General features: G+C 30.3%; 11 protein-coding genes. 4 read left to right on the forward strand and 7 right to left on the reverse strand.

Annotated features, from left to right (window positions below; all coding sequences use genetic code 11):
- Window positions 1-108 precede the first annotated feature (108 nt).
- From ACUTSE_RS02980 to ACUTSE_RS02995, 4 genes are all read right to left on the reverse strand, one after another.
- A complete protein-coding gene (locus ACUTSE_RS02980; RefSeq protein WP_445639181.1) occupies window positions 109-1,842 on the reverse strand; it encodes a GmrSD restriction endonuclease domain-containing protein in 1,734 nt (577 codons plus the stop codon).
- A gap of 722 nt (window positions 1,843-2,564) precedes the next feature.
- Window positions 2,565-3,194 carry a DUF6266 family protein gene (locus ACUTSE_RS02985; RefSeq protein WP_445639182.1) on the reverse strand — a complete coding sequence of 210 codons (630 nt, stop codon included), beginning with the start codon at window positions 3,192-3,194 and terminating at the stop codon, window positions 2,565-2,567.
- A 1,050-nt stretch (window positions 3,195-4,244) separates the two neighbouring features.
- Window positions 4,245-5,033 (reverse strand): PhzF family phenazine biosynthesis protein, encoded by a 789-nt coding sequence (locus ACUTSE_RS02990; RefSeq protein WP_445639183.1) that lies wholly within the window; start codon window positions 5,031-5,033, stop codon window positions 4,245-4,247.
- A 16-nt stretch (window positions 5,034-5,049) separates the two neighbouring features.
- Window positions 5,050-5,580, reverse strand: a complete 531-nt coding sequence (locus tag ACUTSE_RS02995) for an NAD(P)H-dependent oxidoreductase (RefSeq protein ID WP_445639294.1) — start codon at window positions 5,578-5,580, stop codon at window positions 5,050-5,052.
- 102 nt (window positions 5,581-5,682) lie between these two features.
- Between ACUTSE_RS02995 and ACUTSE_RS03000 the strand changes: the two genes are divergently transcribed.
- Together ACUTSE_RS03000 and ACUTSE_RS03005 are read left to right on the forward strand one after the other, a co-directional pair.
- Entirely contained in the window at window positions 5,683-6,051 is a 369-nt protein-coding gene (locus ACUTSE_RS03000; RefSeq protein ID WP_445639184.1) for a winged helix-turn-helix transcriptional regulator, read from the forward strand.
- A gap of 778 nt (window positions 6,052-6,829) precedes the next feature.
- Entirely contained in the window at window positions 6,830-7,396 is a 567-nt protein-coding gene (locus ACUTSE_RS03005; RefSeq protein WP_445639185.1) for a DUF6624 domain-containing protein, read from the forward strand.
- A gap of 136 nt (window positions 7,397-7,532) precedes the next feature.
- On the opposite strand, the gene ACUTSE_RS03010 is transcribed toward ACUTSE_RS03005, so the two are convergent.
- The 3 genes from ACUTSE_RS03010 to ACUTSE_RS03020 form a co-directional block, all read right to left on the reverse strand.
- Window positions 7,533-7,904: a hypothetical protein gene (locus ACUTSE_RS03010; RefSeq protein ID WP_445639186.1), complete on the reverse strand. Its 372-nt coding sequence runs from the start codon at window positions 7,902-7,904 to the stop codon at window positions 7,533-7,535.
- Between the two features lie 323 nt (window positions 7,905-8,227).
- The gene (locus ACUTSE_RS03015; RefSeq protein ID WP_445639187.1) at window positions 8,228-9,667 is read right to left on the reverse strand and encodes a hypothetical protein; all 1,440 of its coding nucleotides are present in this window, start codon (window positions 9,665-9,667) and stop codon (window positions 8,228-8,230) included.
- 219 nt (window positions 9,668-9,886) lie between these two features.
- Window positions 9,887-10,321: a hypothetical protein gene (locus ACUTSE_RS03020; RefSeq protein ID WP_445639188.1), complete on the reverse strand. Its 435-nt coding sequence runs from the start codon at window positions 10,319-10,321 to the stop codon at window positions 9,887-9,889.
- 779 nt (window positions 10,322-11,100) lie between these two features.
- On the opposite strand from ACUTSE_RS03020, the gene ACUTSE_RS03025 reads away from it, so the two are divergent.
- Both ACUTSE_RS03025 and ACUTSE_RS03030 read left to right on the forward strand, forming a co-directional pair.
- Window positions 11,101-11,316: a hypothetical protein gene (locus tag ACUTSE_RS03025; protein WP_445639189.1), complete on the forward strand. Its 216-nt coding sequence runs from the start codon at window positions 11,101-11,103 to the stop codon at window positions 11,314-11,316.
- A gap of 188 nt (window positions 11,317-11,504) precedes the next feature.
- A complete protein-coding gene (locus ACUTSE_RS03030) occupies window positions 11,505-12,023 on the forward strand; it encodes a hypothetical protein (protein WP_445639190.1) in 519 nt (172 codons plus the stop codon).
- Window positions 12,024-12,407 lie beyond the last annotated feature (384 nt).

Below are 12,407 nucleotides of genomic sequence, written 5' to 3' on the forward strand. Positions count from 1 at the left end.
TATACATTATTTAGGTGATTTTAATAAAAATTTTCTATTTAAGTGAAACATATTCTAATATTCTACTCAATACAAACTTGTCATTTTTTAATGTAATATAAGGTAAAATTATTTAAATAGTTTACTTATCGCAAGAAGGCGTGGAGCATCCATTTCAATAGTTTTAGAATTTTCCCTTATAAAAGATTTTTTGCCAACAAATGATATTTCAGATTGTTTAGGAATTCTAATTCTTATAATCGACATTCCCTTGTAATCTATAATATCAATTTGACTTTTGACCTGACTTTTCAATGGCTCTGAAAGCTCTGATTTATCTATTTCACCTAATAATTTATTTACATAATCATCTAAAGACCATTTTTCTATTTTTAATTCTCTGTCAATTCCAACTATATATCTATCATTTATAGTTCTAAAAACAATTGAGTCTAATTTTTTAATGGTTTCGGCATCACTTTGTTTATCAGCAACACCAAAAAATAAAAATCCATCCTCCTCAGGTCCTACATTAGCTATACCACAAATTGTATCAATTATTTCTTTGTACAATTTCTGATTTAATTTTCTTTTAGTAGATAAATCAAAGAAGCCTTGTTTGCATTCATATCTATTTGACTCAATTTTTGAACGTCTTATAGAATTTTCAAAATCTAATGCTAATCCAGCCCCATGTTTTAGTACAGGAGGGTCTTTTTTTACAAAAAATTTATGAATTAAACCATATGTTAGGTCTATATTTTTTTCTCTATCAGCTGTGACAGAGTAATTAGCTGTAGATGTCATTTTCTTTTGTAAATATTGAAGAGCATTTACAATTTTGTCTTTTTCTGCAGGTGATTTTTCTTCTTTTACTATTAGGGTAAAAAGTGCCATAAAAATTGAATAAAAAGACTCTTTAACAGGATTTCTAGATTTTGGATTCGTGATATCAATTATAGTTGTGTTTTGGGAGTCAAATATTTCTTCAAGTATAGAAAACACGACTTTTATTTCATGAGTTATCCTTTCGGCTCCATATATGATTAACTCTTTATTTAATTCTTTGTGAACATCAGAATTTTCATCATATATTTTATTGAATAAATCTCTACTTTTAGCTAAAGGCTCATCTTTAAGAATAGATGAAACTATGTCAACTATCATTTCTTCATCTTCACTATCTCTTAATTGTTTTTTCCAAATAACACCATTTTTGCACCAAAAAATATCTTCAGCTATTAATCCATAACCTATATTTTCACGTGTTGAATCAATGCTGATTTCTGGCATATCAGAGAGTTCAAGCAAATCGTTTGATGAATCACCTCTAATTTCAGATGATATTTTTCTAATTAAGTCAGAAAAATTATCAATCATTCCGGCTTGTCTCTTTTCTTGAGGACTTAGTTGTTTACCACCTGAATTTATTCTACCAAAAATATCTGTGATTATATTTTCATTAGAATTAGGATAAACTGTAATCGCTAATTGATAGTCAAGAAAATTTGCACAAGTTTGGGGGTCTAAAAGCAAACTAAAATCAGTTACTGCATCAAATAATTTTTTATCGCAATTTTGTTTTGCTCGTGATGATTGATTAACATCAAAAAATTTTCCATCAACTGAAAAACGATTTTCTACAAAAGAAATTATCGCATTTAATCTTTGTAAACCATCTATGATTTCAAATTTATCATCTTGAGTTTTGGCAAATAGTATTAAAGGGATAGGGAAGTCCGAAATTATGCTGTCAATTAAATATTCTTTTTCATCAACAGTCCAAACTAATTTTCTTTGATATTTTCTATTTACTAAAAATTTTTTATCTGAGTATTGTCTATATATTTCTTGAATACTCATACCTCTTGGTGTCAAGCTCATATTTTAATCAAAATTTTATTTAATATTAGTTTGGTTTCATAAAACAAAACCTATTTTAATGTTTTGTAAAATACGCGATATCCATAATTAGTTTTCTGTAAATTAAACACTTACCAAACTATTTTATTACAAATATCGAAACTAACCATACTAAACTACTATTTCCATAATTTGGATAGTTAAACAACTTTATTTTCTCCTCAAACATATAAAACTTTCTCTTATTTTATTACGGAATTCCGTAAACCCCTCAATATTTTGAGTTAACATTATATTCGAACAAAAACCAACGACTTTGAGGTAGTTTTCCAGCCCACTGCAAGAGCAAATCGTTTTAGAAGTTCGAATCTAATTTCGAGTACCTCAAAACACAACTTACTGTAACTTTTTTAGCCTATTCAGTATGCTTTTATAAGGCGAATACTGTTCATTCACCTAGTCGTAAAACTGTGAAAATATCTTTACTATTTAATATTTTAAAAAACCAGCGCCTTTATTCGCAATAGAATGCACTACTACAAATACCACCATTGAATTACCAGAAGATAACGGTATTGTTTGTAAAGATCTATAACTTCTCAATAAAAAAAAGCCTGATCTCCAATCGGAAAATTTGCTCACACCAATCACAAACATAAAAAAAGCATCGCATGCTATTTCATCAAATACACAATGAAAATAGATGCGATGCTTTGTTATTATTAATATTCCCCTAAAAACATACTTGTACTACATTCTACCTGGTCAACATCGGTCAAGAAGATCCAAACACCGTAGCCCGTATCTTCAAAACTAGCAGGAAATTGAATCTTAAATTCACCCGCACCACGTTCTGCTACCTGCTCTAAAATAAATATGGATTGAGTTGCCTTTTGATAGAGTACCACAGTAAGTACATCTGCTTTATTTACCAAACCAAAAACTAAATTTACATTCCAAGTTATCGTCAGCTCTTTGTTTACAATAGCTACATTATCCACAAAGATCGTTTGTAAAATTCCCTTGCTTATTACAACCTTACTCAAGTTTACAACAAACCCCTCTTCTACTGGACTTACTGCTTCCTGAAGGTGATACGCTAAAGCTAAATTTACATTAGACTTTAATTCTTGAATAGGTCCAAAATGGCGTTTAAGTAAACCGTTTAAGGGTCGTAAAAAATTGGACACTAATTTAAATTTTTCACGATGACTCAACTGTGCAGCTGTTGGTTTTTTACTACTTTTTTTAGGTGCATTTCGAATGATATTTTGCCCGTTTACGTTTGCTCCTACAAGTGTTCCTACTTTACCGCTGAAACCTCCTGTTAATCCATTATTCATTTTTCCCATAATTTTGCATTTTAAATGGTTCTTACTTTTTTATGAGTCACACCTAGTAGCTAGCTTTACTATTGCACTCGATACAAAACTAGAAAAGCAGAAAAACACGGACAATCCCCCCTTCCGTTTTCTTCCACTTTTGGGATAAAAAAGGAGTTTTTTTCCTTTCTTTTCCTAATTAAAAAACTACAAATAACTGAATTTCAACACCTTGACATAAAGCAGTAAATAGCATGTAAAGGGTTTGTTAGGGGAAAGTAAGTACCAGTAAGGGTTTTAGGCCTTTTTACCAATGTTACTCCTTACAAAGCCTTTACTATCTACCTAGAGGGTGAGAGGGTGAGGTGGTAAGATGGTGAAATCGGAACGCAGTGAAAATCGAAACGAAGTGTAGATTCATCGAACACAAAAACAAAATAGCAACTCGGTGAGATATATTCATCGAATACCAAAACAAATATAAACCCATGAGATAGATGGTGAGATGGTGAGGCGATGAGCAAACCTCACAAAGAACAATCCTTTCTTTTTTAAAGGGTAAAAAAGAAACAAAAAACCCTTCAACTAACCCAAATAAAGGTCAAATTAATTTTTGTGAAAAGTGTGTTTTGCTTTTTCGCTTCTTTACCTTTTTGAAGGATTGTCACAAAGCACAAACCTCACAAAGCACAAACCTCACAAAGCACAAACCTCACAAAACACGAACCTCACAAAACACGAACCTCACAAAGTATAAACACCTTTTATTTTTTCAGCCTTTTCAAACATTTGACACTCTTTATTTGACTTACGTTGGGGTAAATTGTCTTTTATAATGATATTTTTTGCTTTCAAGTAAATTGGTTTTCTATTGTCTGCTAAGTCGCTTTTTTGTCTTTTGTGAAGTTGTAGAGTTTATCGATTAAAGGCGATTTACAAAAAACGAACCTCACAAAGAAACAAATGGACTTTCAAGATAATATCATCTATCTAAAACCAAATGGTCTATATGATGTAGCCTATACGGATGCAAAATAACAAAACGAGGATAAGTATGACTTATCCTCGTTTTGTATAATATTATTCTGTCCAGAAATGTCCTGTAGAATACGTTCTTGCTTGACCTGCTACGATTACTCTTTCAGCTTTATTCTCACAGTATAGCTCCCCTCCTCTCGCTGACAACTGACGAGCAAAAAGTTTATCTTTCCCTAATCTCGATGCCCATAAAGGTATCAATGAGCAGTGCGCAGATCCCGTTACGGGATCTTCAAGAATAGTAGATTGTGGAGTGAAGTATCTCGATACGAAATCACTATCACTACCTACAGCCGTTACCACTACACCTCCTGGATCTAAGTTGATTAAATCAAGCACAGATTGATCTACCTTGATGTTCTTAATGTCCTGTTCAGTATCATATACCAAGATATAATCTCTTGATTTCAACACTTCTTTGGGCTGTATAGTAAGCGATTTAGCAATAACCTCTGGTAGCGAAGAAACCTCTGGTATTCTTGAAGGAAAGTCCATATAGTACATTCCATCTTTCACCTCTACGATTAACTCGCCACTCTTGGTATCAAATACAATCCTGTCCTTTGGGTAATGCAATATACTTGATAGGCAGTGTGCGGCAGCTAATGTGGCATGTCCACATAAATCCATCTCTATCTCTGGAGTAAACCATCTTAAATGAATACTGTCGCCTTTATCAATAAAGAAAGCGGTCTCTGCAACAGCATTCTCTCTTGTTATTTTAAATAAAACCTCATCTGGCAACCAACTTTTCAGAGGAACAACACAAGCGGGGTTTCCCTGAAAAATATGTGCTGTAAAAGCATCTATTTGATATAGTTCTAATTTCATTATACTATTTTAAATATTATACTGTTGCTATAAATTGCATATAAGGAGCAATACTATTTTTTATTGTTTCTACTGAGCTATCTAGTTCGATGCCATAGTACGCATGGAATCCTTTATAGTCTGCCTTAATGTAGTTAAACGTTACTTCAAAAGGAGCTAATAGTTGCTCCAGTGTATAGTTATACTTCCCTTCCACACGATACTCCTTCTCCTCAATCCCTGCGGTTATAGCTAATCCTATTTTCTTATTACTCATTTTGTAACCACTCTGGCTACCATAAGCCCAACCATAAGTCAATACTTCATCTAACCAAGTCTTAAACAAAGGAGGGCAATTAAACCAATAAAAAGGAAATTGAAACACAATATGATCAAAGGTTTCAATCAATTCCTGTTCTTTTTGAACATCAATTATTCCGTCCGGATATGCTGTGTGTAAATTATGAATAAAGTAACGTTCAGGAGATTGCTCTAACGCCTTTATCCATAACTTATTTACAATAGATTCTCCAAAATTTGGATGAATTAAAATCACTAATGTACGCATCATTTCTTCTCATTAATTGTTATTACTACCACAAAAATAGGGAGTTCAAACAGCTTTTTGTACCTTTACGTCCAATTGTTAGATACTATCAAAAAAGTAAGTATGACCAAAATTAAGGAGACTTCTACTCACTTCGAAAACAAAAAAGCCCTTGAAAATGAATGTAATGAGGTATATGCCACAAGTATAATTGGAGGGCAATGGACCATGGCTATTTGTTGTTATTTACTTGAAGGGAAGATGCGTTTTGGAGAGATAAAAAAGGTATTACCCAATATTACAGAAAGAGTTTTAACACTTCAATTACGCAAACTAGAAGAGCACAATATTATCTTGAGAACAGTCTATCCTGAAGTGCCCCCTCGCGTTGAATATGAGTTGACTTCTATTGGATTAAAACTAGCTCCAATTATTAAAGCTTTAGGAAAATGGGGAGCTGAACATAAAGAACAAGACAAAAACGCGTTATAAAGGTTGTTGTAACTACGTCTTTTAAATAAGAGAGGGGTATGGGTGATGGGTTATGAGGTGATGGGTGAAGGGTTATGGGTGAAGGGTTATGGGAAATCGAAACGCTGAATTTTCTAAATAGTAAAATCTCCCTTTAAGCGAAAAATCTTACAACTTTACGACTTTACAAATCACGACTTTACTTAATAAAGAGTTATTTTATCTTCATCGTGATTTTCAATTGAAAAATAGTCTTTATACATATTTATTATGAGAGAGTAATTATTATATGCAATAGTAAACTTGCAGCTAACATTGTTATTATATGAAACAAAACACAGTTTGATTTTGTGAAATAATCCAAATATTGTTAAATTTTCTATTAATATAATTATTTTAATATGAATTAATTATTTTTTAAAATATAAATATTAGTTTTATTTTCAAACATAAAATAATTTTACTAATCTCCATTACAGAAATCCGTAAACCCCTCAATATTTTGAGTCAACACTGAGGATAAATTCAAATCTTATTTACTTCGGTGTATCTGTATTTACATACATTATATCCCAAGCCGTTGGTGCTATTTGATATGCATTATAAGAAGATATAAGCTAAGGTCTCTATGAAGTCTTCACTTTTGATTTGGAATAATTATGCAGTCACAATTGGCAAGGTCTTAGCGAGCGCAAGAAGTGCGATCTAGGCACTTACTCTAAATATCCTTTAGCATATATTTTATTCATAAAGCCTCGTATTTTATATCTTTATAAATTCAACTAAATATCTACAAACAATGGTATATCCTGAAATAGCTATAGAATTAATTAAGTTAGCAGAAAATGATTTAGCAGTAAGAGAACAGCTACTTAACCAAGGAAAGCTGTCTGAAGGTTATAATCCTCAGATGAGAGAAGTTCATCAAAAAAACAGCCTAATTCTAAGAGATATTATAAAACAAATTGGATATCCTACCATAAGTAAAGTTGGAGAGAAAGCCAGTGGAGCAGCTTGGCTTATTATACAACATGCGATTAGTGAACCTGATTTTATGATTAATTCATATAACCTAATGCTGGAACATCAGCAAGATATCTCACCAGAAAATATAGCATATCTGTACGATAGAATTCAAGTATATCAAAGTAAACCACAGAAATATGGTACACAAATGATCAGTTCCGATACACTTTATCCTGTTGAAAATAGTACACATTTAAATAAATATCGCAATGAGGTTGGTTTACCTTTATTAACAGATTTACAATTGCAAAACATTCCTTCTTCTGATCAAATTAAAGAAATAGACAATCAAGATCCTGCATACAATCAATGGAGAAAAGAAATCGGTTGGATAAAATAATTGATTTCATTACGATGCAAGAAACCATTAAATTCCTACCTCAAAATCACAATAGGATTGGAAATTATACTTTCCTACTACTGTTTTTACTATACTGTTGAGAGGAATTTTAACAAACAACTCTCACTCTCCTTGTTTATTCAATAAACCTAGATTTTATCCTATTTTCCAAATGTAAATCAACTGTATCCGTTTTTCTACCTGGTTCTAAAAACAAGAAATACCTTCCAGCTCCTATAGAAGGTCGTCCCTTTTCTAAATTTAGTGTATCTGTTGTATTATGTCTGTAAATAACTAAATCATTGATAAAGTTTTCATGACTTCTCTTCAGTATAAAATATCCATTATGATCTGTATAGGTGAAGTTATCCGTTCCTTCTTCTAAAATCTTCACCCCTGTCAAAGGCTTTTTTTCATAGTACATATACCCCTTATATTCTTTAGATGTTGAATACCCACAACTAATGATAAACATGGATAGTACTACTAATACGATTACTTTTTTCATCTTATCTTTATTTTATGTAATCCTCATACATCTTCTTGAACTGCAACACTATTTTCAAAATGATAAGCTACAAGTGCTTCATTATACCTCTCTTTTTCAGCTTTAAAACTCCTTGTTTGGAGTTGTAATAATACAAAGTATCCCTGCAAAATATAGTTATAGAATATCCGTATTTTTTATCATTCTTTCGTTTGTTAACTTCTAGCAGGATCATGTTTTAAAATGTCATATAACTGGGCTTGGATTAGTGATTAGAAAACAATAGCACTCAATTAAACCTAAACCCCGAATTTTGCTAAACAGATGTTATCTAATATTGTGTTTTATAATTTCAATTTGTTTTTTCTTAAGAATTCTTGTAGTGATTTTTCCCAAACCTCTTTTTCTTGGAATTCATTTCGCCTTTCTTTAATAATTTCAAAACAAGCTTTGAATAGCTTTTTATCTCCTAGTTTTTTGACACCATTAATTATTATTAAAAGACCGTAAACACTTTCATTAGATTTCATTTTTTGAATAAAACTATTCTTTGCTTTCAAAAGGTTTCTATTATCGTTGAGTTGGTAAATAAAATCATCAGTTTCTAAATCATCAATAGTAGAAATTACACCATTAAGTGCGAATTGATATTTTTCTTCTGACAAAGTTTTCAGTCTATTTAAAAGTTTAATCAATTTACCTGTTTCACCAAAAGTTAAATCTTCTTCATTATTTTGACTAAGCATTTTTTCAATATCGTACATATTTTGACTGATTAATTCAGCTTTACCGTTTAGAGAAAGTCCAGAAAGTATAAAGTTTACAGTTTCTTCTTTCGTGTGATTTTCTTCATAAAAATCTAAAATATCAAAGGAAAGAATTTTGTGGCTTAACCACATTTTTTCGAGTATTGGATAAAATAATTTGCAATCATTCCTATAGATTTGATTGTAAAATGCTTTTAAACAATAGTTTTTATTACATGTACTATTTTTAAGGTTTGTTGTTTTTAAATCGACAATTTTTGAAACCAATTCTGCTCCTTTTGGATTGCAAAATTTTGAAACAGCAAACATATAAGGAAACTCATCGTAATGATTTGTGTATTCTTCAAGAAAAGGTAAAAAGTCATCATTTGGGAATTCTTCGATAGCAGAAAAAGAATCTTCTTTAAAACTTTTGATTAGTTCAATATCATTTTCGTTTTGATATTTAGCCAAAGTAATAAGTAGTGAAGGTGAATTTGATTTAACAACAATATTTCTAATTTTTTCGTAATACTTTTTATTGACTGGAATTTGATAGTGAATTTCGTTGAGTAAACTTATATTAACAGGTTGATTGTTTAAAATAATTTCAATCAAATCGGATTTTATGTTATTCTGGGTTCCTTTGTCTAATTTATTATTAAAAGAAAGGTTTTCGAAGAAAAAAGCAGGAAGTGAAACCGAACTTGACAGGTGTTCTGTATTACATATTATTGAATCTTTTGAATTAATCAGTTTTTTAAAAACATCTTTAATATTTTTATCATTTCTGTTAATTAAAATTTTAATTGCTACACCTTTTATATAAACATTACTCCCATTTAATGCTAAATATTCTAATTCATCTGATTTTGCAATTTTATCTACTTTGTTTTCGATGTCATTTATTTCCCTATCTAATGTATAAAATGATTGGTACTTTTCTAAAGACTTTATTGTTGTTACTAGTTCTTTAGATATTTGTCCAAACAAGCAATTTGAAATTATTAAAAATAGGAATAGAATAAGTTGTTTCATTAGCAGCATTTTTGATACAATGTCAGAAATTGGACTTGGCGAAGTGGCGGACTTAAATTGAGTAAATGTTCAATTCAGACCCAAACAAAGCCAAAGCTGTTCCATTAGTTGTAAACGTACGAAAAATACAAATATGAACAGGTTTTGACAATTAGAAAACAATAACGTTCAATCAAACCTAAACCTCACATTTTGCCAAGCCGATGTTATATGCAGGTTTTAATTTATTGCTTTGAGATAACTTTTTTTTGATTTCCATTTTGAACCGAACAATAAAAACCTCTTTGTATTTTCATAATTTTTTGATCTTGTAACAAGTTTACCATTATCAATTCTGTATGAAAATAATTTATTTCCTCTAATTTTATATTTTAAATGATAATCAATATTTAATTCATTTTTTAGGTCGTAGTTATGACAATTACCGATTAAAATTTCAACAATTGTTAAACTGTCATTTTCCGATTCTATTTGTCCCTTTTCTTTATTAAATTTTAAATAGACATTTTTATCTACAATTTTATAAGTTCCAGTTAATTCAGTATGCTGTAAATCACCAGAAAATTTGTACTCAAAATCGTTTTCATTTTTAAAATTTAATTCCGTTATAAAAAAACCTAATTCAGCTTTATTAGAACGATATTTTCCATTCAAATTTTTTGTACTTGAACAAGAAGTTAATAAAATAAGTAAGGGAAATAAATAATAGAATCTCATTTACACGTCATGTTAGGAAAACTTACATATAACATTGTTTTTTCGAAATACAATAGAACATAGTTTCTTAAAATCACACCTATATCCATATTTCTAAAATATGCCGTAAACACATTTAACCCACTAAAAACCACATACTTAATAGGCTAATTTATTATAATTAGCACAACTATCTAAATAAAAAATATCTTTTTAAATATGGATAGCGAAATAGTTACAAAGTCAAACATATTAATTTTTTTGTTAATTCTATTACAGAAATCCGTAAACCACTCAATATTTTGAGTTTATCTACTATTTCAACAAAAAACTAATGACTTCGGAGTAGTTTTCTAGCCGGCTGCAAGAGCAAGTCGTTTTGATGGCACGAATTCAATTTCGATTGCCTCAAAACATAATTTGCTGTGATCTTTCGATTACTAACTCCACCAATTTTACAAAGTAAAATCTATAGTGATTTCATATTAAGAAATCACCCACTATTTGACACTAAAGTACCAAGTATAACCTTAAAATTCCATTTAAAGTTTTCAAACTGTATATATACTTTCTTTGCTGTAAGATAGTTAAGTAAGTTTTGCAATTTTCTTTGAAATAGCACTTTAATGCTGTTTTAAAATGATCTTATTGTAAAAACGTATTAGTATAATGTTTCCAATAAGCTAAAGCTTACAACTATCCATCATGTAAAATGTAAACCTTTAAAAAGGTACAATATGGAAACAGCAAAACAACCATCAAAAAAAGACAGTCAAAAGGAGTTACTCGATGAAGACTATTTAATGAATATCCTGAGGGGTGATATGGAAGTTAAGTCTGTAGAACAAGTTATACCTATCGTAGAAGAAAAAGAAGAACCTCTAACCCAAGAAGAAGTAACAAAGATCAAAAAGAACAAACCAAAGAAAGAAGTAACAACTACTACATACTAAGAGTTTAATGCACCGTGCTTTTTTACTTCAACCTATTGGTTTAGAGCGTTGGGAAACAAAAAGTGGATGGATGTTATATTTTTAAAAAAAATGTAAAAGAGTTAGTTGTTGTATAGTGATTAACATTTTTTTGTGTTTATATTTGGATAAAATTTATAGGTCAAATATTAATGTATTAAACTAAAAAAATGGATGTAATAATTATTTTAGCGCTAATAGTCTTTTGTATTGTGGGTATTGTTTACTCAATAAAAAAATTGAAGAAGCAAAATCAATGGAAAAAAGATTTTGATGTTAAAAGTTTTGTACGATCTGGTAGTTTAGTTTATGGTCATCCTGATATAGATAGAACCATTAAACTTAGTGGGTTTCATTTAAAGAACAATAACATTGAACTTTATGAATATTATGATGAACAATTTAATATTAAAGCATTAAAAGTTGGTGATATCCCATTTGACCGTATATCAAATATTCTATCTGAAGATCAATCAACTATTGAAAGTAGAATATCTGCTACAAGATTATATTTAGTGGGTGTTTTTGCTTTAGCTTGGAAAAAGAGAGAGAAACATGAATTAGGGTATCTTACAGTATTTTGGAATGATGGAAAGTTTGATCATGAGACTGTTTTTGAATTTGAGGGTAAAAATGCTGTTCAGCGAGCAAATATGATAAGGAATCTTTTAATAAAGGTTCTTAGATAATAGAAAAGCTACTTGTTTGAGTAGCTTTTTTTTATTTTCTAAAATGAACATCAAAAGCGAGATCTAAACAAGAAAAGAGGGATTGCAGATCCCCAAACAAGGTAAATTGACACAAAGAAAAACAATCCCTCATTGCATTCGGTCTTGTGCTTTTTTTAGTTTCAGGATAAACGTAGGGGTGAATGGCAATTCCCCCTATAACATGAAAATTCATTTCAAAAAGAAAGAGGGGATTACAGATCCCCAAACAAGGTAAATTGACACAAAGAAAACAGATAAGCTGCGCTTATCCACGTTTTTTTATTTTCCAAAAAGTACCCTCAAAGCGAGCTTTAAACAAGAAAAGAGGGATTATAGATCCCAAACAAGGTAAATTGACACAAA

Source organism: Myroides sp. TSA_177.3, assembly GCF_052691955.1.

What these genes read in the sequence shown, in the direction of transcription:
- ACUTSE_RS02980 (WP_445639181.1), bottom strand. Translation starts at nt 1,842, where the DNA reads ATGAGTATTCAAGAAATATATAGACAATACTCAGATAAAAAATTTTTA.
- ACUTSE_RS02985 (WP_445639182.1), bottom strand. Translation starts at nt 3,194, where the DNA reads ATGGGAAAAATGAATAATGGATTAACAGGAGGTTTCAGCGGTAAAGTA.
- ACUTSE_RS02990 (WP_445639183.1), bottom strand. Translation starts at nt 5,033, where the DNA reads ATGAAATTAGAACTATATCAAATAGATGCTTTTACAGCACATATTTTT.
- ACUTSE_RS02995 (WP_445639294.1), bottom strand. Translation starts at nt 5,580, where the DNA reads ATGCGTACATTAGTGATTTTAATTCATCCAAATTTTGGAGAATCTATT.
- ACUTSE_RS03000 (WP_445639184.1), top strand. Translation starts at nt 5,683, where the DNA reads ATGACCAAAATTAAGGAGACTTCTACTCACTTCGAAAACAAAAAAGCC.
- ACUTSE_RS03005 (WP_445639185.1), top strand. Translation starts at nt 6,830, where the DNA reads ATGGTATATCCTGAAATAGCTATAGAATTAATTAAGTTAGCAGAAAAT.
- ACUTSE_RS03010 (WP_445639186.1), bottom strand. Translation starts at nt 7,904, where the DNA reads ATGAAAAAAGTAATCGTATTAGTAGTACTATCCATGTTTATCATTAGT.
- ACUTSE_RS03015 (WP_445639187.1), bottom strand. Translation starts at nt 9,667, where the DNA reads ATGAAACAACTTATTCTATTCCTATTTTTAATAATTTCAAATTGCTTG.
- ACUTSE_RS03025 (WP_445639189.1), top strand. Translation starts at nt 11,101, where the DNA reads ATGGAAACAGCAAAACAACCATCAAAAAAAGACAGTCAAAAGGAGTTA.
- ACUTSE_RS03030 (WP_445639190.1), top strand. Translation starts at nt 11,505, where the DNA reads ATGGATGTAATAATTATTTTAGCGCTAATAGTCTTTTGTATTGTGGGT.